Source organism: Microbulbifer mixtoriginis (SeqCode) (assembly GCF_052467945.1).
The window spans coordinates 55,829-78,038 of the sequence record NZ_CP174328.1; the positions used below are offsets into that span (position 1 = coordinate 55,829).

Annotated in this window: 19 protein-coding genes; 5 read left to right on the plus strand and 14 right to left on the minus strand. The window is 47.7% G+C overall.

Annotated elements, in window-relative coordinates; translation table 11 throughout:
* Nucleotides 1–24: 24 nt before the first annotated feature.
* The 13 genes from ACJJIJ_RS00220 to ACJJIJ_RS00280 form a co-directional block, all read right to left on the minus strand.
* Nucleotides 25–1,485, minus strand: coding sequence for a M48 family metalloprotease (locus ACJJIJ_RS00220; protein WP_444938348.1), 1,461 nt, complete (start codon nt 1,483–1,485; stop codon nt 25–27).
* A gap of 28 nt (nt 1,486–1,513) precedes the next feature.
* Nucleotides 1,514–2,176: a hypothetical protein gene (locus ACJJIJ_RS00225; RefSeq protein WP_444899086.1), complete on the minus strand. Its 663-nt coding sequence runs from the start codon at nt 2,174–2,176 to the stop codon at nt 1,514–1,516.
* An 11-nt stretch (nt 2,177–2,187) separates the two neighbouring features.
* The gene (locus tag ACJJIJ_RS00230) at nt 2,188–2,856 is read right to left on the minus strand and encodes a hypothetical protein (protein ID WP_444883764.1); all 669 of its coding nucleotides are present in this window, start codon (nt 2,854–2,856) and stop codon (nt 2,188–2,190) included.
* A 23-nt stretch (nt 2,857–2,879) separates the two neighbouring features.
* A complete protein-coding gene (locus tag ACJJIJ_RS00235; protein WP_252084568.1) occupies nt 2,880–3,884 on the minus strand; it encodes a VWA domain-containing protein in 1,005 nt (334 codons plus the stop codon).
* Nucleotides 3,881–4,963, minus strand: a complete 1,083-nt coding sequence (locus tag ACJJIJ_RS00240) for a VWA domain-containing protein (RefSeq protein WP_444888019.1) — start codon at nt 4,961–4,963, stop codon at nt 3,881–3,883. Before ACJJIJ_RS00240 ends, ACJJIJ_RS00235 begins: the two co-directional genes overlap by 4 nt.
* Complete coding sequence (locus ACJJIJ_RS00245) at nt 4,953–6,257, minus strand: hypothetical protein (protein WP_252084570.1); 1,305 nt, start codon at nt 6,255–6,257, stop codon at nt 4,953–4,955. Before ACJJIJ_RS00245 ends, ACJJIJ_RS00240 begins: the two co-directional genes overlap by 11 nt.
* Nucleotides 6,258–6,304: 47 nt before the next feature.
* The gene (locus ACJJIJ_RS00250; protein ID WP_252084571.1) at nt 6,305–7,099 is read right to left on the minus strand and encodes a MotA/TolQ/ExbB proton channel family protein; all 795 of its coding nucleotides are present in this window, start codon (nt 7,097–7,099) and stop codon (nt 6,305–6,307) included.
* A 25-nt stretch (nt 7,100–7,124) separates the two neighbouring features.
* Entirely contained in the window at nt 7,125–7,331 is a 207-nt protein-coding gene (locus ACJJIJ_RS00255) for a hypothetical protein (protein ID WP_444938349.1), read from the minus strand.
* A 13-nt stretch (nt 7,332–7,344) separates the two neighbouring features.
* Complete coding sequence (locus tag ACJJIJ_RS00260; protein ID WP_444903865.1) at nt 7,345–9,435, minus strand: PEGA domain-containing protein; 2,091 nt, start codon at nt 9,433–9,435, stop codon at nt 7,345–7,347.
* A 275-nt stretch (nt 9,436–9,710) separates the two neighbouring features.
* Complete coding sequence (locus ACJJIJ_RS00265) at nt 9,711–11,264, minus strand: tetratricopeptide repeat protein (RefSeq protein ID WP_444938350.1); 1,554 nt, start codon at nt 11,262–11,264, stop codon at nt 9,711–9,713.
* Between the two features lie 95 nt (nt 11,265–11,359).
* The gene (locus ACJJIJ_RS00270; RefSeq protein WP_444883770.1) at nt 11,360–12,583 is read right to left on the minus strand and encodes a hypothetical protein; all 1,224 of its coding nucleotides are present in this window, start codon (nt 12,581–12,583) and stop codon (nt 11,360–11,362) included.
* Between the two features lie 17 nt (nt 12,584–12,600).
* On the minus strand, nt 12,601–13,758 hold the full coding sequence (locus tag ACJJIJ_RS00275; protein WP_252084576.1) for a hypothetical protein: 1,158 nt from the start codon (nt 13,756–13,758) through the stop codon (nt 12,601–12,603).
* Nucleotides 13,759–13,924: 166 nt separating this feature from the next.
* Nucleotides 13,925–15,220, minus strand: coding sequence for a tetratricopeptide repeat protein (locus ACJJIJ_RS00280; protein WP_252084577.1), 1,296 nt, complete (start codon nt 15,218–15,220; stop codon nt 13,925–13,927).
* Between the two features lie 586 nt (nt 15,221–15,806).
* On the opposite strand from ACJJIJ_RS00280, the gene ACJJIJ_RS00285 reads away from it, so the two are divergent.
* From ACJJIJ_RS00285 to ACJJIJ_RS00295, 3 genes are all read left to right on the plus strand, one after another.
* Complete coding sequence (locus tag ACJJIJ_RS00285; RefSeq protein ID WP_444938351.1) at nt 15,807–16,874, plus strand: branched-chain amino acid aminotransferase; 1,068 nt, start codon at nt 15,807–15,809, stop codon at nt 16,872–16,874.
* Nucleotides 16,875–17,247: 373 nt separating this feature from the next.
* Nucleotides 17,248–17,844, plus strand: coding sequence for a Yip1 family protein (locus ACJJIJ_RS00290; RefSeq protein WP_252084579.1), 597 nt, complete (start codon nt 17,248–17,250; stop codon nt 17,842–17,844).
* Nucleotides 17,845–18,028: 184 nt separating this feature from the next.
* The gene (locus ACJJIJ_RS00295) at nt 18,029–18,964 is read left to right on the plus strand and encodes an alpha/beta hydrolase (RefSeq protein ID WP_444938352.1); all 936 of its coding nucleotides are present in this window, start codon (nt 18,029–18,031) and stop codon (nt 18,962–18,964) included.
* 15 nt (nt 18,965–18,979) lie between these two features.
* Here the strand turns inward: ACJJIJ_RS00295 and ACJJIJ_RS00300 are convergent, their stop codons facing one another.
* On the minus strand, nt 18,980–19,465 hold the full coding sequence (locus ACJJIJ_RS00300; protein WP_252084581.1) for a hypothetical protein: 486 nt from the start codon (nt 19,463–19,465) through the stop codon (nt 18,980–18,982).
* Between the two features lie 257 nt (nt 19,466–19,722).
* On the opposite strand from ACJJIJ_RS00300, the gene ACJJIJ_RS00305 reads away from it, so the two are divergent.
* A complete protein-coding gene (locus ACJJIJ_RS00305) occupies nt 19,723–21,024 on the plus strand; it encodes a parallel beta-helix domain-containing protein (protein ID WP_444883774.1) in 1,302 nt (433 codons plus the stop codon).
* Nucleotides 21,017–22,177 carry an SO2930 family diheme c-type cytochrome gene (locus ACJJIJ_RS00310; protein WP_444888028.1) on the plus strand — a complete coding sequence of 387 codons (1,161 nt, stop codon included), beginning with the start codon at nt 21,017–21,019 and terminating at the stop codon, nt 22,175–22,177. Before ACJJIJ_RS00305 ends, ACJJIJ_RS00310 begins: the two co-directional genes overlap by 8 nt.
* Nucleotides 22,178–22,210: the final 33 nt, after the last annotated feature.

Here is a 22,210-nt window from a genome sequence, read left to right on the forward strand (position 1 = left end):
AATAATTGAAAGGTGGTAGCTTTTTTACTGGATTATTTTGATCCATTCACCGGGCTCTGGTTCGCCCCGAGGATAATAACCATTGAGAAGTCGCAGCTGTTCCTCAGCATATTCACCAATTTCCATGTGTCGTGCCAGGGAGGAAAAGGTAGTTTTTTCTGTGGCTTTTACGTAGCGCAGTCGTCTTATATCCTTCTCTACAATATCGGTTTCCCGCAAGGGTCTGAAACTGCGAATACTGGTTAAAAATAGTGTGTCATAATGTTCAAGATCATCCTTTTTCTGCGATGATGCATTGGCCACTTTACCTTCCAGCATAAATTGACGGCTGCCATAGTAGATAATTGCAACTCGATCTAGATCAATATTATTCTTTTCAAGTGGTGGGACTTTACCTGTGTGTCCCTCTAGTCGGTATTGATTTAGTTTTTCATCTTGTTCCAGCTTGCGTAAATCGTACTGCTCACGCAAGGCCATATCTGCGGGTTGATTCCCCTCACGCTTAGCGACCTTAATCGTAATTGTTGCTGATTGGTCAGGAGCTGTGCCTACGATGGAGGAGCGTTGATTGGCTACTGTCCAACCATCAGGAAACAGCAGTGAGAAGCCTAAACGTCTATGATTAAAACGATTTTTATTGGATTGCCTGGCATTATCACCGTAAACAAGACCATCAGTTTTTTCACGGTAATAGGCTACTTTAACATCCTTGCTCTCTTCAGGTAGGGTACCTGCGGCCTTGACTACTTCCTGTAGACGAATATCGTTGCGTGGGTGAGTAGAAAAAACGCCATGATATGTCTGCGGTTTTTTACCCTCCACACGCGCCCGTCTGCGGGCGAAGATTTCCTGATCTTTTAGTATGCCAATTACATTGAGCATTGCGGTGGGATCATAACCGGCTTTGAACATATACTGCGCACCAAAGCGGTCTGCCTCCAACTCCATTTCCCTCCCATAACCTTTCACCGCAGCAGTACTCCAGAGATTTGCTGCATCACCAACAACGCGGCTGCCTGTTACCAATACAGATAATACTGATGCGGCACTGGCACCAGTGGCAGCAGTTTTTTGACGAACGGCATGGCGTGCAGTGATATGGCCGATCTCATGGGCGAGCACAGCTGCCATTTCTGCTTCGGAGTGAAGGTAAGTCAGCAGGCCGCGATTGATATATACATAGCCTCCAGGTAGGGCAAAAGCGTTGATATCCTGGCTATCGATAATCGTGAAGTGATACTTGATGTCGGGCCTATCGCTGGCTGCCGCTACTTTTTGCCCTACGTGGTCAACATAGGCGGTGAGTACTGGATCCTGGTAGATAGGGGTGCTTTCGATCAGCTTTTCATGCATTTCTTTGCCGATAGAAATCTCTTTATCCTCGGACATCAAGACCAGATCGGGTCGGTTGGTGGCCGGGTTGAAAGCACATGCAGTACATACAAGGACCAATAAAAAGATGTACCACCGAAAGAAATTTTGCATTAACCCTGCCTCCCTACTTATTTATTGTTTAAGAACTGGTGCCTGCTGCGGGTACCAAAAATTGCTGTAGTTGCACGGCCATCCCTTTGCAAGCATTGTTTTGTACCCGTGCGATCAGGGGGATTGGTATTACGATGGCGGGCATATAAGATGTGCCTTTGGCATCTGCGCTCAGCTTTCCGGACAGCTCTCGATCGCGAAAATCCCATACTGATGCTTCATAATCAGATTCCTTATCCCAGGTACCGAAACCGAAACAACCAGCTCCGCCAGTACTGATCGTGCAGCTTATTGAGCCGGCACTGGCAGTGGTTTCTGTAGAGCCGTCTATCCAGACGATGTATTTCACCCCATAAGACTCCATACGTTCACGGACCTCCTTATTTTCCATAAGGCGATCGAGTGAACGCACATGCATGGGGGCGGTTCTTGGCTCGAACCAGGGATACATAAGATCAACAAACTCTTTTTCGGGAATAATATTAACCCCCATCTCAGGATTGTGTAATTCTCTGCCTACACAGTCGATAAGATTGGGTTCCGTTTCGTAATCACTGGAATGGCGACGCCCTAATATCACCACGGAATCCCCAGCCGCAAGTTCACCATCGCTACGTCTGTATTCATCAATAACTACAGTGGTGCATCCGCTAAGGATGAGCAGGGATATAACAATTAATGGCTTGAACACGATGAAACCCTCTATTCAGCCTGTGGGGACTTTACTTTAAATTCCTGTAATGACGCAGATCTAATCCTGCCAGAGAGAAATGCCTGTAGCTCGGGAACTTTTTCGAAACCTGTATATAAGGTTGCACCTGCATCGCGAAGAGCAATATTGATTGCCTGGGTTAAGGCCTGCTCTTGGGACTGTAAAAAGGCGGTTGGTGTTTTACCGTAAGCAGTGATCACCCAGTTGGCAACTTGGTTTCCCTGGGAGTCATAGGCGTTCATATCATATTTGATCCACACCTCAAAAATATTGACTCTTGTTTCTCTGGGCATGGTGAACTGAAGTTCACGGACTTCCGGAACTATAACAAGCTCAACATTAGCGGGGACATCTTTAGGGTATTCAGAAAGTGAGATAGTATTGACAAACATAGAGCGGAGAACTGTTTCAAATAGATTTCCCTGTGCTCTGCCAGTATTTATTTTCCATTCCTCTCGGTCCTCACTATCCTCCTGATAGGTATAATTTTTGAAATCCTCGCTCAGATAGATACCCACTGAGAGTGGAAATTGATGACCTACAGGGGCGGGATAGTTTCCTTCAACCTGAACCGTATGGGAGCAGGCCGTAACAATTAGAGAGAGAAAAACCACAATCGCCAGGTGAAATGTGGGTGTCTCCTTTATCCTGTGCTTCATGCATGACTCCTGATAACAATCAGCTAGCGAAAATCATTAAGTCCAACAAAAGTGCCACCATTACGATAGGTTAGTTCTCTCATCAGCGCGGCAAAACGTAATCCGGTAGTTTGCAAATGCGGAGGCCTGGAAAACTGTATTGGGAACCCTACTGCGTGGATGCGAATATTGCGTTTACCCTCTCCATGTTGGGCATTGACTCGATCCACAGCCAACATGACATTGCGAATTGATTTCCCTGTAAATTCATCACCTAATACATAGATGCTAATTTTTTTACTGGGATCGTAGAAACTACGCACGGCTTTTTGTATGCCCTCTACAGGACTAGAGTTACTGAAAGGGTTCCATGTTTTTAATCGTTGGAGGATCGCCTGGCGACGTCCAGGGGTATCGGGGATCCACTTGTTGCGGTAATTGAAAAACATGTAATCCCCCATGTCATTCATTACCTGAATACCTTTGACGTTGGGATACAGGTCTAAAGTATTGACCATTTCCGCCATCATGCGGTCCCAACCATAGTTAAACATACTGCCGGAGGTGTCGATAATGAAAAGAATGTATTCACTGTCGACTGGTATACCACCTATGACATTATTTTTACGCTGGTAGTTTTCGCCGAGTAGGCGACGCATTTCTTCGGTCATCGTCTGAAGAGCGATAGTCAATTCACCCTTCAACTTGCCTTCCTGGCTTTGTCCTTCCGTTTTACTGGCGTAGACGGCCTGCAGAGCTTGAAGTTCTCCACGTAGATTGGCAATGCGCTTGCGCTCAATGTCAATCTGCTCGCGCTTGGCGTTGAGGTCCCGGTTGAGGACGGTGGTTTCACCACGAATTTCTGCGATTTGTTCTTGAAGTTCTATAACCTGAGCCTCCAGATCTATCTCCGCTTCTTCCAATACAATGGGCTCGGCTGTTTTGGCAATCATTAACAGCAATACAATAGCGCCAAATCCACAGCAAATGACATCGAGAAAGGAGATGCTGAATTCTTCTTGGCGTTTTTTCTTTGAAGAACCAATCATGGCCAATCCCTTGATGGGGCGAGAAAAGATCCTTGAGTTTGCATGGCCAGTTTCCAGTATTCACTGGCCGCGAAAGGGTCGCCTTCCATTGGAGTGAGAATGATATTGATCGGAACATTCTTGGGAAGCACTTTAACCGCACGTTTGAATAAATTACGGCGTTCCCTACCTGAGACAGTGGCACTTCTGGGTGGCTTCATACCTTGTGTAGGCAGGCCATCGGTGATCAAAATAATGTTATCGGGTAAAGGTGTCATGGCGTGAATGGCATTGAATACCCTTTCTAAACTAGTGCCATTTTCTGGCACGATTTCATCCAATTGTTTGATTGCTTTATCCAACTGGTCACGATCATCTACATTGAGCCAGCGATCTTCCGTCCCGGTGATTGCGGCGCGAAAAGATGTATTGAAAGTATAGATCTGGTACTGACTGTCTGGTGGTAACTGGGCGGTGAGCCAGGAAACGGTATTGATGGCCCGACGCCATTTTTCTGTCTGACGTTTAACCCTTGATGACATATTGCGGGCGCGAATAACTTTGATAAGTTCATCACCGAGCATTGAAGCAGAGGCATCAAGTAAAATCAGGATGCGATTACCACCAAGTCGAAGCCCTGTAAGGTATTGACGGTCACCATCTCCACTATATTTGCGCACATTGTTACCGAGCTTCTTATTTTCCTCCTCTAAGTCCTTTTTGGCCTGTTCTAATTTTTTGAGTTTGTCTTGTAATCTTTTTATGTCTTCCTTTTCATCAATACTGTCCACTTCGGCAATATTGCCTTTTACCTCCTCTATTTGTTCGAGTATACGACGTGCAAGTCCTTGTGCCTCTGCGAGTTCATCGCTGACGATATCCAAGGTGTTGCGCGCCAATACAAGGTGCTCCTCCCCAATTTCAACTTCTTCTTGTAGCAGGTTGACTTCAGCGCTCAAGTCCTCAGTTTCTACTTCGATTTCGTGATCGGAGCCATGCTTAATAATTAGAAAAATCAGTGCAACCGCACCAAATCCACAGGACATGATGTCTAGAAAAGATAAGCTGAAGGTAGAAAAGCGACGCTGTTTACGTCTCATAGCGTTCCACACTGATTGCAGTTATGACGTCATGGCGATCCGCAATTCCGATCTTATCTCCGGCGTTTAGGTTAACCGGTGCTGCAATTTCCTCACCGTTAAGCATCAGACGAATTCCCGCATCTACTCTTAATGCAAGACGCCCCGCATGGTTGGTAACCGTCGCTGCTGGGTGCTCAGGAGGGGTGGGAGTAACCTGAAATTTATCTTCGTGCCAGAAAACAAATAGTGGTTGTTGTGCGGCAAGGGCGCGATGGCCATATAAAAGATGTGTGGCTACGGCTTCTGAAGGTGCTTCTAAATGCAGGCTGATTTCACTTTCTGGGGCGGCTCTGACACTGCTCACTAATCGCAAAGCAGAGTCAGGACTGCGCAATTCTTTCCAGCGATTCTTAATAGATTGGGCAGTGCTGTCCCTGGATAGAAGATGCATACGTTGGGCTATCTGCAGACCACCGGGAATTTCTGCCCAGCGATGGGATATAAAGCTCACACTGCCACTATCTGCAAGGTTTTCAATCATTGCCCGAACACGGGAAAGAATAGGAGCTGTAGCGTCCTGAAGTTGGCGCAAAGATATTTTTGCCGTACGATCATCTAACTCTGCAAGAACTTCCCCCTGACTCATTGCGCGGCTGACCCACTGGGGCATCAAATCATAGAGTTGCTGTTCGGATTCTGCAGAGTGCAGTGGATCAAAACGGCACTGCATAACGAAAGCATCCGTGAAAACTCTTGCCCAGGCCTCTTGAAAATGACATAGGCCTGCATCTGCAACACTCTCCGATGATTTTACGGTGGCTTGGTTATCCACCGAAATACGGGAAACGAGAGTTTGATGTAGTTGCAGTTCTACATGCATTTGCAATCCAGCGGGGGCCAAGTCACCAATAGCAGCACTGGCAGAGTCAACCAGGCCAACCACATTCATATTGCTTTCTTTAATAATCCCGAGTAACAGCGCTAATTGCTCGCGGGTAAAATTGCCTGGTACTGCTAGCACCAATTCTTCGGGAAGATCACAGTGTTCGGATATTTCTTGTAAGTGGCAGTAGGCAAGATCGGCATGGTGGCGGCAGCGCTGGTTGGTTGATTTTAAAGATTCTAAACTTAGTCTTCGCCAAAACTGGTTGTTGACTTGGGTGGGGTGACTGCGGGCACGCATTTGCGCTGCGGTGCCTATGTGAATACGTCCCGGTTCAATTACCGCAATACCGGGGCTTTCCAGAACTTCCGTGGTATCGATAAAAACTCTTAAACCACAGTCATTGATTTCAAGGACACCTTGTCCCATGGAGTATTCCTCGCGGCGAATATCCGAGATGATAATTTTGAGTTCGGCTAGCTGATTTTGAGAAATCTCAGCAGGCGGTTATCGCAATAGTTCTGTGTATCCAAGACCAGTCTTTCTTGCATAAGCTGTAACTGGTGGGTAAAAAACATAATGACAATGCTGATCACCAGGGCAATAAAGGTTGAGTTGAAGGCGACCCCAAGGCTTACGGTAACCCCGGCAATATCACCCTCTACTGCTTTATGGGCTTGAGAAAGCGCCTCGCCGATGCCGCGCACGGTTCCGATAAACCCGATCGAGGGAATTGCCCAAGTGATATAGCGCACCATTGCTAATTCCGAGTCGAGCCGATCGCCCTCTGTTTCGCACACTTCTTTTACCGAATTGGAAACTGCAGCCACATTTTTGGTAGAGCCGAATCTTTGTAGCGCGGTGAGCAGTGCTCTTGGCACGAGATAACTTCGCTCCTCTTCGGGTAGTGCTTGTATGGGGCGGGACAGGTCGCGGGTGTCTTCGGGTAATATAGGTGTGCCTTCGCTGATATTAAGAAGGGCTTTATCGAGCAGTTTGCGCTCGCGTATGCTGCGGTGTGCCTTTAGGCCCATGATTGCCATGGCCCACAGCATCAGTACAAAGCAAGCTTCCTGCTCGTAGTCTTTCATTACAATATAAATGGAACGTTGCTGAACGTAGGTTTCTCCTGCTGCCTCCCGTGCAAGCTGTTCTTCTATCAAGGCATCTGCGTTAGGGCGAATGATGGCAACATAAATGGCGTGAACCAGGATAATAGATCCCAGCAGAGCAAAAATCTGGAACACAAAGTCTGAGGATTTGAATTTCATGATGGTGCCCTTGGCGGCTTCTCTTTTAAATATCCACAGGATAAGAAACAGATAAATCTTCAGAAATTTCTTCTGAAGACTTGTAATCATCTGAACGATTGCCCTTGCGTTTGTTTTTTTCTGTTTTCTCCTTGTTCACCTGAGCAACGGTCATCTCATTGGTATCTTCTTTCTCCTGGGCAAATAAGTAAGAGGGTAAAAGAATGATGAGTATTAAAATGATCCTGAACATCTTCACTCCTTCTTTAATTAATCCAGCGTGCGACCCTAAATCCAATATCATTGCGGGGCGCTTCGCCATAATCGCGGTAAGATAAACGCAGTTCGGTTAACCCTGAATGACGCCAGCTGGAGCCGCGAATTACATGGTAGTCGCCATCCTGTGGGCCAATCGGATTTTCTTCCAGGCGCGATGAGAGTCCGGTACCAATGGTATAGAGGTCGTGAATCCACTCAGAAACATTGCCACCCAAGTCGTATATACCAAGAGGATTTGGACTGTAACTGCCGACGGGAGCTGTGGCTGCATAGCGATCGCTATAGGTACGTAATACTGCCGGGACCAGCTTGGCGGCGTGGCTGTCGGCATAGTTACCAGAGTTGGCGCCGATAGGTAGTTCATTGCCCCAGGGGTATTTACGCATGGTGCCCTTATCATAGCGTGCCAACCAGGCCCATTCGGCTTCTGTGGGAAGACGATAGCCATCTGCCGCTGAATCAAACCCAACTATTTTGCCGCGCTCGGTTAGGTATACAGGGTTAAGACCTTCACGTTCACTGAGCCAGTTGCAAAATAAAGCCGCATCGGCCCAACTGACATTGACGACAGGTAGGTTGTCATTATCCAGGCTAACTCCATTCACATGCCTTGAGGTATGCATACGTTTAAAGCGTCTGAATTCTCCATTAGTGACTTCGGTGGCTCCGATATAAAAAGGACGATTGAGAGCGACTTGGCGCATCACCTCATTGGCACGGCGCCCTTGTTCACGTCGTGAGGATCCCATAGTGAATACAGCATTGGGGCGCATCAACTTCATGGTTCCATTCGCGCCATGTTGATAGGATGCCGGAACCTGCTGCCAGCGAGCCTGCTCTTTGGTCAATAATACTGCGCGTACCGTCTGCTCCAGCTTGTCGCTTGGGATTACTCTGGTATCAAATGCTTGGTAGCCATTCTTCCTCACTTCAATTTTGTGACTTTTCGTTGGGAGGTTGAATGACTGTCCGCTTTTACCCGCATATTGCCCATCAATATAAACCTCTGCATCAGTGGGTACACTCGTTACAAATACCCTACCGTACACGGCGTTCAAGTTAACGCTGAGATCCCGTTCCATTCCGGCGGAAAGGTCTATGGTGTGTACTACAGAGGCGTAACCTTCTTTAAAAAAGCGTAATCGATGAGCTTCTCCTGATGACAATTCAAGTTCAAGAGGAGTGTGTCCACGGAACTCCCCATCAACAGTTACACTGGCGCCTTCGGGAATTGAAACAACTCGTAATAGTCCATCGGCTGGGCCCAGATTTACCGTGGGAAGGGCTTGGTCCACACCGGCGGTAACTGCTATTGGGACATCGACAGTTTTATGTTCTGGTAGGGAGATGGAGACAACCCTATCCCCTTGCACCAGCTCTGTATTGAGAGGTGTTGTGCCAAGGGTTTTTCCATTGGAGGTGACAGTGGCACCTGGGGGATTACTACTAATACGTATATTGGCCCAGGCTGGACGAAGTTTTGCTTGCAAGCGATGAGTGTTGTCGAGCCCCTCGACTTTGATTACTTGGGTATAGGGGAGATAACGATCGGAAAGAATTGTTACCCGAAGGGAACCTGGACGTATATTTTCCACCAGTCCGTTTGTATTGGGCACTTCACCGCCATTGATTATTACTTTGACTGGAACCGGGGGGTCTGTTTCAACTTGCAGATGGCCTGGCAGCTTATCCAGGGTCACTGCATGGCGGCTGTGCCCATCGCTGCCGACTTCAACCTCACCACTCTTGGATAAATAACCATCTGCACTGATGGTGTAACTGTAGTTGCCGGGAAGCACCAGATGTCCATCTCCCAGTGGCAGGGCAAAGCCATTAATATTGACTTTTGCATTGTTAGGCACGGTTTCAAATATGAGGGAGCGGGCGATGACTAAATAGGTCAGCGCCAAGAGACTTAATAACAGGCAGGCCGCTACTACCAGTGCACGCTTGGACAGGAACAGGCGTGCACGGTTAGAGCTGACTTGAACCGGTGTGAAACCTATAGGTTCGATGAGAGGTGAGTCATCGACTACAGGCTCATTATCACGAACTGAGACCGCCTCTTTCACTGCCATTTACACTTCCCTATTGCTGTGTCGTTATGGAGTTATCGCAATAATCTGGCACCGATGAAATACGCGCTAAAGCGCAGCCGATACCAAGGCTGGGTTGGATGTTTTTTTGTGTGAAATAAAGCTTAGCTCGCTGCCACCGGAGGGTTGGCGATCAGCGAGCCGTTTGTCACAGAACACCTCTTTTCCTGTGAATGAATCTTCTGATTCATCTCAGGATTTGCCCCTTGCGAATATCTTCTTAATTGGATTTTCATCTCGCTCAGGGGTTCTTGTCTTCAGCTATTATTAGCGCCGTTTACTTTCTCTGCGCACTGAATGACCACTTCGGTGACAGGTTTTCCGGGTTTTACAATGAACTCACGCCGTACATCCCGATACCCATCGCGGGTACCAATGGCTGTGTAGCGACCGGGTTTTAAGGCGATTTCTCGTTGGTCAAAATTACCCAGACGTCCAACATGGTAAATCGTGACACTGGTACTACGATCGGATTTGAAACGAACGGGTAGAGGTATCAGAGCTTGGGTAAGCGCATTTTCTAGGTCTTCTATTTGCTGAACTAAGCGTGGTGTTTGACCGTTTACTTTACGTGCATCGGCTAAGACAGTGCGGGCAAAGTGGTTGCGCTTACCTTCACTAAGGGTAAGGGGGTCTTTGAGTAATTCTTGTAACTGATCATCTAATTTGGCCCTGGCAGAAGAGCGTGCCTTCCCCGTAACTGCAGCAACCAGGCTACTATCCTTTTTCAACAAGGCCGTATAACTTTTAAGAGCATCACGCCAATCTTCTTTTTTTTCCTGTGAGCGTGCCAAGCTCAGTAGTTTATTAATTTTCTCCCGCTCCATACCATTTTTTGCCTGCTGTAGGCCGATGGTCGGTGCTTTAGCAGTAGGCTTTAATGCTTGCGCTTGATTGAAGAATTGTTTAGCGGATGTGTAATTTTTATCGGCAATCGCTGCGTAGCCAGAAGACATAGCCTTTTGGTAGTCTCTCTCAGTGATTTCTATTTCAACCTTTGCCAGTAATGCTTGAGCTTCAACAGTCTCAGGGTCAACCGAGAGTGATTGCTCAAGAGATGACTTAGCCTGGTCTAGGTCGGAATCGGAGTAGGCGTCTTTTGCCTGAATATATCTCCACCAGGCAGAGGGTAATTTATCGGTCCGCTCAAGTCCCCTGAGACCTCTTGGGTGATCTTTAGAGATAGTAAGTACTAGATTAAATGCATCTAGTGCAGAATCCTTATCCCCTATATCCAAAGCGCGTTTACCCTCGCTAAGGTGTAACTCAATTCGCTCGGGAATACTGTCACGCAATGTCTCTAGAGCTTGTAAGGATTCCCGGTACTTTTCCAGGGCTTGCATGAATTGTCTTTTTCGATAAAGGCTATCAGCCTTTAGAGCTAGGTCTTCAGCGGAGTAGTAATCTTCGAATGCCCATAACTCAACTTGACGTTCTTGTAGCTCCTCTTTAAGGGCGAGAATATCTTGCAGAATTTTTTGCACATCCCTGCGTTGCTGCATGATTTCAGCATCGGAATAGGGGGATGCCTGTGCAGGATCTTCCTCTGGTGTATTTACTGTTTTGGCAACAGCCATTTTATCGGTTTGTAATTTTGGAGTTTGTACAACTTGGGGAAGTCCCCAGAAAACCCCTACCAAGCCACTGAGCATTACTGCCCCCAGCAAAAAAGGCCAGTATGAATTTTCCCTTTCCGGCTTGTCAGTTTTAGGGTTGGTTTTCTTGGGGATGCGAGCTTCCTCACCGCCAAAGCTAAACTCTGCGGGCTCGATCGGAGTTGAATCTTCCTTGGTGTTATTGCGGTGCTGCATAGTGATTCCGCCGTTTTATTAAGTTACCCAGTGAAGATCTTGGGTGCTTGCTAAGGGTTAAAATCTGACCGGTTTACCTCGATAAGGTCTGCACTTCATATACTGGTTTCGGAAGACGCTGTTTCGGCTTCATAAATTTCTTTCAAGATTTCCCGCCACTGACGATATTGGTTCTCTACTGTGCCGCTCAGGGTGACGGTGCGATCTTCCAGTTCGACAATTTGTGGTTCGACTTCAGCCTCCATCGAGTCTCCCAATTCCTGCAGAGCTTCGAGATGCATCTTGGCATCTGCGCGACGATCAAAGCCGCTCTTAATTAAATAACCGCCAGCACCAATACCTACCTGTCCCGCAGCCTGGGCACTGCCTCCTCCTGCACCGGCTGCGGCGATACCGCCGATAATGGCCGCGGCTCCCATGATGGTGTGGTTGCGGGCTTTACGCTTGAGTTCGCGCATTTGCCGAACTTCCTCATAGCTGCGTGCTCGCCACTCTTGGTAGGGTACTTCCATGGTTTTGGCAAAAGTGCCGTAGTATTCCTGGAGTGTGTCCACAAATAGATAATCGCGCTCACGGATTTTTCGTACTCGCTGCAACATAGGATCATTTTCTGCAGGTAGAGCGCTCAGGTAATAAATACCTTCTTGGCTTTGCTGCAGATAGCGCGTAAAGGCTTCGGGGGAAAAGCTCCTGGCGAAGCGCATCTCAGAGATAGTGCGGATTTCAGCAATCTGTTGATTGGATAGCCCTTGTCGATAATTCAACATGTCATTGGAAACCCGGTTATAGATTCCCTGAAAGGCATCTCCTTCAGTAGGGTGCTTACGATCATAGGCGTAGTGAGAAGCGTATTCCGAATATTCCTTGGTAAACCAGCGTTGACCACGGGAATCGGTAACGGTCACTTCCATGGTGAGAATTTCACCATCGGATTGGATTATCTTTCCAGAAACTGTTACATCAATATTGGTGCGGGCAGATGGGATAACTCTCACTGCCCCCCAACCCAGGCTGGACTGCAATGAGTCAGCCAGGGTAACTGCCATAAAGCGGGACTCAGCCTGGCGTAATTCGGGAAAGACCAGGGTGTCTTCGTCAACTTCAACAGTGTCTATACCGGGATCGAACTGGATAACGCCGACGTCCAGCAGGCGCTCTTCCGCAATATTTTTGTCCTCAATGGTGAGGGGAGTAAATGCAGTAGTTCGTACTTCGGTTGTGGTACACCCGCTAAGTAGTGCTAGCAGTAACCCAGCAGTTATCAATGCGAGCCGAGCTGTAAATAAACAGCGATAGTTTTTTCGAGTTAAAAGTGCCATCTATGCGTCCTCTGTAACTACTTCGTCGCATTTTTATATTTTCGATACTCTTCCCAGAGCTTTTCCCGTAATTCAGGATCGGTCTCCCGTGTGGCGGCTTCACGAATTTGTCTTGCTACTACATCGTCATCGGTACCACTGGGAATATCTGCAGGCACCACTGGCTGTGAGCCGCTGTGGTTGTACTCCCCTTGGCGCCCCTTAGTGGGTAAACCGGGGCCTGTTACCTGGCCGCTGGAATTGTTTTGCTGTGGGCCCCCGCCGCTGGGTGCTCCGCTTCCGGGTGGAGGGGGGATTTCGGCTTCCGCAGATTCAATGAGATCTTCCAGTGATTCTCCCGGTGGCGCTTCATCCATTGCCTCTTCCTCGCCCTCTTTTGAAGCGGAACCAGGCCTGTTACGGACATAGTCCCGTTCACGCAGGATCATGCCGTCGTAGCTCACCATGGTGGATTCGAAGCGGCCCTCAAGCTCTGCGACTCTCTCCGCGGCTGTGCTGGGAACTTCATTGGGCGCACTGCCAGCGCGAGTAGAGCCATTACTGGGTTGACCGTTGGTGGACGCATTGCTATTTGAGGCCGAACTACTCGACGAGGAGCTGTTCGAGGAAGAACTACTTGATGAGGAGCTACTTGAAGCCGAAGCTGTTTGCTCCTCCTCGGAGAAGTCGATCTCATCCGGCGGGGTGCCGTCCTGGCTAGAAGAGGGATCTGGAGGCGTACGTCTTTCATCCGGAGATTGCTGTGAATCACTGTAGACAGGGGATGATGGAGAGCGATTGCGGGAATCTGCCTCCGGCATGCTATCACCTGCTGAGGGTTCACGGGAGGAACGTTGATTTTCACTGGAAGCTGTTCCGGACTTTTGTTGGGACTCTCGCTGTGCCGTTGGCATATTCGCGCTGGGTTGGCTCGAAGAACGACTACTGGGTTGCCCACCACTGCTACTGGACTGTGACTGGCTAGAGCTCTGTGAACTACTGCTAGAACTGCTGCTTGATGAGGCGCTGCTCTGAGACTGAGATTGTGAGCTGGAAGAGGGCATCGCCGGTGGTTGCGATTGGGTTTGCTGGCTTTTACATCCAGTAATCACTGTAGTCAGTACAACGACAGAGAACAGAGTGTGCCAGCTAATGCCCTGGCGGTGACTTTTTCGTACCGCTTTCCGAGTTGTCATCTCTTTTCTCCTAGAAGGGCTTGGCGTTATGCCGGGAGGCCGCGATCAATTCTGCGACTCCCCAGCTGCCCGGAAAATGGCTGGTGTGGAAATTTAAAAGTAGTTGTTATTTGATTATTTGCGCGCTCTCCACAACACATCACTCAGTGTCTTTTCAGTGAATCACTCAATCGAAAACAAAGCGCTGAACAATACCGCGTGTTGCTACCGCTTCACCATCTTCAAAGCGCGGCCGGAATTTGGCGCGTTTAAGTATGTTTCGGACTTTGGAGCGAATCTGTACTTTATCGGATGGGTAGGCTCTGAGGATTTTAATATTGCGTGCTTTGCCAAAGGCAGTGACATCGTAAGAAACAGTGATATGTGAGTTGGCCAGGGCTTTGCTTTCCGATTCCAAAATCGGCAGGGCAGGTAGTGCGATCGGGCGACCAAAAATATCCTCAATTTCATCGCTGGAGGCACCATTGTCCCACAGAGATTTATAAGCCTCTCCATAAGTGCGGCGCGCGGAATGCCATTTATTGAACATCATATACCAGTCGCCCAACTCGACTTTTGCTTTTGCAGATGCGGCTGGGGGTGATTGAGGGTTACGCTGGTAGACATCGACGATTCGGGTAATCGCTTTTTTGCCAGTATTGAAGCTCTTCATTCGATAGTGATCTACCATACTGCGCTGACTTACATCGGGGCCGCCGCCAAAGCTGGTATTGACGACGAGCGGCGCCTGGGCCTCTCCTTTGTAATTGGCGAGATAGTAATTCGTTGCTTTCAGCCCGCGTAGTGCGTCCACTAGACGCAGATCGTTGGAGCCAAAATTTTTGCTGATGATATCGACTGCGAGGGTGTAGAGCTTGGTGGCGTTGATTAGGTGCTCGACCAGAGTCTCACCTTTCTTCTCAACATAAGATTGTAGGTGCCAGCGACTCAGGTTATTGATTACAGGCAACATCCGCGGATCTTTTTTACCGTAATTTTTTTCGTGCAACCAGTAGAGATACTGTTGGTTGTCGTTGGCTTCTTCCCATTGATTCAACGCAATCTGGCTTTCTATCAAGCGTTCAATCATCGGTATCTGACTGAGGGAATAGAGGCCCTCATTCACTCTATTAACTAACATTGCACGGCGGAATTCGGTGGCGGCTTCCTCATGGGCTCCAGCTTTCTGCAGTGCAGTGGCCAGGCCCAGCAGCTGCTCATCAATACCGATACCATAGGCACCATACTCAGCTTCAAGATCTTCAATGCGTTCACGGTAATATTCGACAGCCTCTGAGGGGCGCAGCTGTCTTCGGTTTTTTTTCAGCGGTTTGGAAGCGGCTTCAATAAAGGCCTGGGGAGGGCCTTTCGGATCTGGATTCGCAGTGGCGTCATCTGCGGCAATGGCGCCGTTACACAGCAGTGCTGTGGCTGTAAACATCAAGCCGATAGCAAGGCGATTGCAGGTATCTATCTGTGTCACGATTGAACCACTTCCATTCCGGTTTACTTTGCCCACAGCTGTGCAATAGGCCTTAGCCATCACGCAGGGGTGTGGATCTCGTCTCCGCCCGATCGCCGGAAAACCGACAGATACGGTGGAAGCTCTCTCCTGAAATGTGGTTCTGTTACAACTCTGAAGGCACGTCTTTTTTACTCATAGCCGCTCAGAGAAGCCGCATCCGGAGGCTTATTTTTGCGCTCCTGGCTGCGTATTAAACAGTATAGCCAGCACAGTCTGTCATCAGAGGGATTGTGACGGAGACTTCAACCAACCGGTGAATAGGTTACCGGGATGCCTGCGGGCACTCTTTCGGTTTAGCAGCTGGGGAGAAATAGCAGTGCCGAAGGTCGGCAAGTAAGTGCCAAAAATTTTTAGAGTAAATTTAAGTGACTACTCGATGGCTCTGCGCTGCAGGGGTAAGAACAGGAGTATTTGGATTTTCATCCTATATGAATAGGTTTGATTAGGTGAAAACGGCTAAAGCCATGGGGTCTGTGGTCACTACATTTGGATTGCTGGCCGGCAGGCGCCATAATCAGCCGATTCGAATGAGAGGAGAGTGCCGGTGAGCATCAATATCGATCCCGAAGTGGCCGCAAGCCTGCGTGGATATGAAGTACCCGAGAGACTGGGCTTCGGGACGGCAATGGCCCCTATAATGTTTCGTGCGGTCTATCAGGACGGTTGTTGGAGTCAGGGTGAGTTGATTCCCTATACGCCCTTGTCGATAGATCCTGCAGCAAAAGTGCTGCACTACGCTCAATCATGTTTTGAAGGAATGAAGGCCTACCGGACCCAGGTTGGTGGTATTGCTCTATTCCGACCCGAGAAAAATGCTGAGCGAATGGCCTTTTCTGCCAAACGCTTGTGTATGCCCCCGGTGCCAGAATCCCTGTTTCTCGATGCCGTGCGTACTGTTGCTTCCTATTGTGCCAACTTGGTACCGGGTAATAGCGGCGAGTCTCTCTACTTGCGGCCGTTTCTGATTGGCACCCAGGCGGACCTTACCGTATCTGCTAGCAGCTCTTATGAGTTCTATGTGATTGCCAGTCCCTCAGAGGCTTACCACTCCGGTAGCATGCGTCTTTGGGTGGAGAGGGAAGATGCACGCGCCGCAGTGGGTGGCACAGGGGATGCCAAGGTTGGCGGTAACTACGCGGCCTCTCTATTGAGCGTAGGGCGGCTCAAGGAGCGCGGTTATGATCAGTCTCTATGGCTCAATCCGTCTGACCGAAACAGCGTAGATGAACTCTCTGGGATGAACTTCTTTGCGGTAATTGAAGGGACATTGCATACGCCAGCACTGACCGGCTCCATCCTGGAGGGTATTACCCGTTATTCACTATTGGAGCTGGCCGAAAGCCTGGGCTATCAGGTCGTAGAGGAGTCCATTCCGGTTGATCGATTACTCAGCCAGATAGCTTCTGGCAGCTGCACAGAGGCTTTTGCCTGCGGTACAGCTGCTATTATCAGCCCTATTAGCGTTATTGGTGATGCAGAGCATTGCTATGAGCTGCAGCAGGCTCCAGGTCCTGTGGCCGAAGCTTTACGTCAGGCGCTTCTGGATATTCAAGAGGGGCGGGCAGAGGATCGCTTTGGCTGGATGCAGACTGTTGAACCTGCGAGCTTCTGAGCTTAGCTAAATAATTAAAAGTAACCGGCTGTAGGTTGGTGGCTGGTTACTTTTTTTAATTAGCGAAATTAGCATGGCAGCATTTGATTTTTCTCTACTTCTGCCGCTTTCCCTTTAGCCTGGGGTTGTTTGGTATCACCTTACTCTTGAAAAATGTTTCCGCGAGAAACGTGCATGTAAGCATTCCCGCCAATCTCTTTTCTACGGTTGACTTGAACGACTGTTGCTCCTACAAGTAACTCGATACAAGAAGAAACGCACTGGAGCTTTTGGGGTGGCCTTTTGGTAGTACCTTCATATTGACCGGCAGTTCCAAGATCAATTTGACTAGATAGGTCGCACTCAGAGTTCCCTAGAACCTGAGGAAAACAGAATGTTGACCCATATGTTCGGCCTGATGCTCCAACCTCGCAAGCAGTGGGAGTTGATTAGCTGCCTCCCCGAGAAAAAACTTCGCCGACAAATCTCCTACGTTATTATTTTGGCACTATTTCCTGCAATCGCCTGGTATTTTGGCACTACTCAGGTGGGTTGGAGTATCGGCAATGGGAATCCGGTAAGAATAACCGGCCAGAGTGCGTTGGAATTGGTAGCGGTTTTCTATTGTACGATGGTATTGGCGGTTGTCTCAATCGGTTACTTAATTCACTGGATGGCGAGAACCTATGGTGCAGAAACGCACCCGATGAAAGGTGTAGTCGTGGCAGGGTTTACAGCGACTCCAATATTTTTGGCAGGTATTGCGGGAATCTATCCGGTGTTGTGGTTGGATATTTTGTTGGCAACTGTGGCGGTAGCTTATGCGGTGTATCTACTTTACCTGGGGATTCCTATTGTTATGGGTGTCTCAGAGGAGCGAGGATTTCTTTTTGCCAGTGCAATTATTACTGTTTCCCTGGTTATCGCTGTAATAATAATGGTGGGCACGGTATTGTTTTGGAGTTATGTGTCCGCTCCTGTTTTCCACTGATTTTATTTTTCACAGATCACTACCTGTGAATTTTTGTGTTTATCTGCCAGTCGGTTTTACTTGAGCCGGCTGGCTTACCCCTTCATTTATCAGCTTGTCTTGAATCTATTTTATCTCAACTCAATTGTAATATTCCTTTCTGCACCAAAACACTATGGATGCTGTTACTCTTTGGAGGTCTCTTTTGAGGAAAGTAAATCCGAACCTCTCTGAATTTCTCAGAGTATGCAATGAGTTGTTATCAGAGCGTACAGCCAAAGGTCATGCCTTTAGTGTTATCGACTCTCGCGAGAGGTCGGAAAGGATAATACAGGAATATGTTACAGACATCCCGGACATTGACCAGGTGATAGATGATGAAATCTATACCAGTGGATACAATGTCCCTGTGAGGATATTTAACCCTAATTCGAGCTTGGCACTACCGGTTCTTTTATATCTGCACGGGGGTGGTCATATGCTGGATAGTGTTAAAGCCTATGACCCTATTTGTCGTAAAATGGCGATAGCTACACAGCATATTGTGGTGGCACCAGAATATCGGCTTGCTCCAGAAAATCCTTATCCAGCCAATATTGAAGATACTTGCGCTGTAGCTCGTGGAGTTTGGGCGAGCCTTTCCCGACACAAGATCGACTATCAAAAGTTACTCTCAGTAGCGGGAGACTCTGCAGGTGGTTCTTTATCGGTAACTTTGTCGCATATAGCACAATTTGACACTGGGATTTATATAGACAAACAGGTTCTCATTTATCCTTGTGTTGACTATACGGCAGGTTGTCAATCTTACCAAAAATACGGGAAAGGATATTTTCTAGAAGCTGAGAAATGTTACTGGTTCTTTGAAAAATATTTCCGGGATGGCCAGTGTAGAAAGTCGGCATCTCCACTTTATATGGATTTTACTCAAAGGCTGCCAAAAACTCTGGTGATAACAGCAGAGTTTTGCCCCTTGTGTGATGAGGGTGAACTTTACTTTGAGAGGGTGAGGTCAGTTGGTGTGCACGCTGAATATATACACTTTGAGGGTGTTATACATGGGTTTTTAAATGTTGAAGATTTGCTCAAAGATATTTGTGCAGGAGCTTATGAAAAAATAGGTAGATTTCTGAACAGCTAAATTATTGTAAATTCTTCAACCAGGCTTGTAATGGTACTTAAGAATATAGCCATTGCTGAGCTCCAATTGCTCAGAAGCTTCTTTTCCAATAGAGAGTTCAATTTCAGTGATCGCATTGATTATCTGTGTGGGCTCGACATCAATGCATTGAATACTCATTGAATAAATGGCACCTTCTTTACTATCAACAGAATATTCAATAACTTGCAGAAAAAGACTATCTGTCCCATATAAGATTTTAATGCCGGGGCCCTTTAATAGAGGGATAGTATATTTTACAGCCCCCCAGGGGCCATCGCAGCGAATGGCCTGGTACTCCGAGGGCGCTGTTTGGGCAGATGTAGACTTAGATTCCTTACTTAGGGTTAATTCACTCAATATCTGTCGAGTATGAAACTGCCATCCCTCTGGAGTTGTAATCTCAATTTTTAAAGTCGGTTGAGCAAGCACCTGAAAACTTAGAAAGGCAAATGGCATTAAAATCAACTTGCGAAATTCCATCTTGATTGCGATTCCTTAGGGAATGTGGGGTACGGGCAAACGTGCTTTCAATAATTGGTTGCATGAAGCGCCAAGCTGGTAGCCCTGCATGTTTTCTAGTCTTTCAAATAATAATAGTGTCTTGAAGGGTATCTAGGGGTCAGATAGTATGCAGAAGCTTGCCTAGCAAGTTTTTTTGCGCGACTTAATTGGTACATTCGTACCTACCAAAGCCAGATGTAGTAGCTACAAACAATAATTCAAACAAAGGGTGAAGCATGAAGACCTTGTCCTACATCGGGGTGGCTCTCACGTTATTACTAGTCTCCGCCTGCGGAGAGAAGAAAGCCCCTCAATCAAATCCTGCAACTAATGACGTTGATTTTCAGAAAAAACTGTTGAGGCAACTTATTGCTGCTAAGCCAGGTGATGTCATTATTGTTCCTGAAGGGGAATTTCAGATTGATCGTAGTCTTTCTCTAAATGTTGATGATGTCACTATTCGTGGTATGGGAATGGATAAATCTATCCTCTCATTTAAGAGTCAAATTCAAGGGGCTGAGGGACTGTTGGTCAATGCCAACGATTTCACGATAGAAAACTTGGCAATAGAGGATACGGTGGGTGATGCCTTAAAAATTAATGAAGGGCAAAACATTATTATTCGTAATATTCGTGTTGAGTGGACTAATGGTCCATCTACAGAAAATGGTGCCTATGGAATTTATCCGGTGCAGACACGAAACACCTTGGTGGAAGGTTCAGTAGCTATTGGCGCCTCAGATGCTGGCATTTATGTCGGTCAGTCTCGCAATGTGATTGTGCGAAACAATCGCGCTGAGTTTAATGTGGCGGGTATCGAAATAGAAAATACTATCGGTGCTGATGTGTATGGTAATGTGGCAACCAATAATACGGGGGGTATTCTGGTTTTTAATATGCCAAATTTGCCTCAGCCTGGGCATAGTACGCGTATTTATGATAACGATATATTTAAAAACAATGTAAAAAACTTTGGGCATGAAGGAACCCCTGTGGCTGCAGTTCCTGCAGGATCGGGTATCGTGATTAATTCCAATGATCAGGTTGAGATATTTGATAACAAGATTGCGGATAATGATACTGCCAATATTATCGTGAGTAGCTACTTTACTGCGGGTTATTACAGCGATAAGTCGACTCAGGCAGACTTTGATCCATATCCAGAAGGTATTTATATCTATAACAATCACTTTGCAGGAGGTGGTTCATCACCAGACCACTTGGAACTTAAGGCGCTAAAGTTAGCGCGTTTTGGACTAGGTGGAAGCTTGCCCGATGTACTTTGGGATGGTGTTGTGGATAGCAAGAAAATGTTTGAGGGCGCCCTGCCAGACCACCTTCGGCTATGCATCGATAACACGGATGTGGGCATATTGAATATTGACTTCCAAAATAACTATCAGAATATTTCCACCGATATTTCTGCTCATCAGTGCCGTCTGAAAAAGCTACCAGAGGTCGTTTTGAAATTTGACCGACCGGATGAAGAAAAAAGCGCGGGAGATCATTTGGCTGTCTTGGAGGGGGGGAATGAATAAGTGGAAATATTTGGTGAGTTCTTTCCTTCTCCTTATTGCAACATTAATGGTTACCCTTAGTGGCTGCGAGAAAGCCCAAGCCCCAGCCCCAGTTCAGCTATTTGCCGAAGATGCTATTCCTGAGAGGCTTAGTGACTGGAATCTGGTCAATATTATTGATAACGGTTTGACCCCCAACACAGGTGTGCTGCCGTACGATTTAAATACTGGGCTTTTTACCGATTACGCCCATAAACTGCGAACCGTGTGGATGCCCGCAGGCACCTCGGCAGAGTATGGTGAGGAGCAGTTTGAGTATCCGGTGGGAACGGTACTTACCAAGACTTTTTACTATCCAAGAGGAGAGGGTGATACAGTTCTGCGCACCGATAATTTTACTCGGGACTACCTTGAGGGGCGCAGTGGAGAAGCTTTGGATATGCGGGCTGTGCGCTTGATTGAGACCCGTCTGTTAGTAAAACGTCAGAGGGGCTGGCAGGCGATCCCCTATATTTGGAATGCGGCTCAAACTGAAGCCGTTTATGAAATCGCTGGTGATACCACACATTTTAAACTGGTGAACGACTCTGGGGATGTCTCAGAATTTACTTATGTGGTGCCCGATGCCAATCAATGCGCCGGTTGCCATGCTGACAACTTTACTGGAAAGAAGATTTCTCCACTCGGCCCGAGAGCAAGACACTTAAATCGAGATTTTACCTATCTTAGTGGAACAGAGAATCAGTTATCCCACTGGCAGAAAGTGGGATATCTGAAAGGGCTTCCCGCGCTGATATCACTACCAAGCCAGGCTAGTTATGCAGATACTTCAAAATCGCTAGAAGATAGAGCTCGCGCCTACCTCGATATCAACTGCGGTCACTGTCATAACCCGGCCGGTGCCGCTGACACATCGGGGCTGATGCTTCATCACAGTGAAACAGACTGGCGCAAGATGGGCTTGTGTAAACCACCAGTAGCGGCGGGTACTGGCAGTGGAGGGCGGGTATTTGCCATAGTACCGGGAGAGCCGGATCACTCAATTTTGAATTTCCGTGTAGAGTCTAGCGATCCGGGCGCGATGATGCCGGAGTTAGGGCGAAGTTTGGTACATGAAGAGGGGGTGAGCTTACTACGCCAGTGGGTGGCGGCTATGTCGGGGAGTTGCTCATAGTGCAGTGAGTGATGTCAGGCTGGCCACTTAAGG

What these genes read in the sequence shown, in the direction of transcription:
- ACJJIJ_RS00260 (WP_444903865.1), bottom strand. Translation starts at nt 9,435, where the DNA reads ATGGCAGTGAAAGAGGCGGTCTCAGTTCGTGATAATGAGCCTGTAGTC.
- ACJJIJ_RS00265 (WP_444938350.1), bottom strand. Translation starts at nt 11,264, where the DNA reads ATGCAGCACCGCAATAACACCAAGGAAGATTCAACTCCGATCGAGCCC.
- ACJJIJ_RS00270 (WP_444883770.1), bottom strand. Translation starts at nt 12,583, where the DNA reads ATGGCACTTTTAACTCGAAAAAACTATCGCTGTTTATTTACAGCTCGG.
- ACJJIJ_RS00235 (WP_252084568.1), bottom strand. Translation starts at nt 3,884, where the DNA reads ATGATTGGTTCTTCAAAGAAAAAACGCCAAGAAGAATTCAGCATCTCC.
- ACJJIJ_RS00230 (WP_444883764.1), bottom strand. Translation starts at nt 2,856, where the DNA reads ATGAAGCACAGGATAAAGGAGACACCCACATTTCACCTGGCGATTGTG.
- ACJJIJ_RS00275 (WP_252084576.1), bottom strand. Translation starts at nt 13,758, where the DNA reads ATGACAACTCGGAAAGCGGTACGAAAAAGTCACCGCCAGGGCATTAGC.
- ACJJIJ_RS00255 (WP_444938349.1), bottom strand. Translation starts at nt 7,331, where the DNA reads ATGTTCAGGATCATTTTAATACTCATCATTCTTTTACCCTCTTACTTA.
- ACJJIJ_RS00310 (WP_444888028.1), top strand. Translation starts at nt 21,017, where the DNA reads ATGAATAAGTGGAAATATTTGGTGAGTTCTTTCCTTCTCCTTATTGCA.
- ACJJIJ_RS00300 (WP_252084581.1), bottom strand. Translation starts at nt 19,465, where the DNA reads ATGGAATTTCGCAAGTTGATTTTAATGCCATTTGCCTTTCTAAGTTTT.
- ACJJIJ_RS00245 (WP_252084570.1), bottom strand. Translation starts at nt 6,257, where the DNA reads ATGGGACAAGGTGTCCTTGAAATCAATGACTGTGGTTTAAGAGTTTTT.
- ACJJIJ_RS00240 (WP_444888019.1), bottom strand. Translation starts at nt 4,963, where the DNA reads ATGAGACGTAAACAGCGTCGCTTTTCTACCTTCAGCTTATCTTTTCTA.
- ACJJIJ_RS00220 (WP_444938348.1), bottom strand. Translation starts at nt 1,485, where the DNA reads ATGCAAAATTTCTTTCGGTGGTACATCTTTTTATTGGTCCTTGTATGT.
- ACJJIJ_RS00250 (WP_252084571.1), bottom strand. Translation starts at nt 7,099, where the DNA reads ATGAAATTCAAATCCTCAGACTTTGTGTTCCAGATTTTTGCTCTGCTG.
- ACJJIJ_RS00290 (WP_252084579.1), top strand. Translation starts at nt 17,248, where the DNA reads ATGTTGACCCATATGTTCGGCCTGATGCTCCAACCTCGCAAGCAGTGG.
- ACJJIJ_RS00305 (WP_444883774.1), top strand. Translation starts at nt 19,723, where the DNA reads ATGAAGACCTTGTCCTACATCGGGGTGGCTCTCACGTTATTACTAGTC.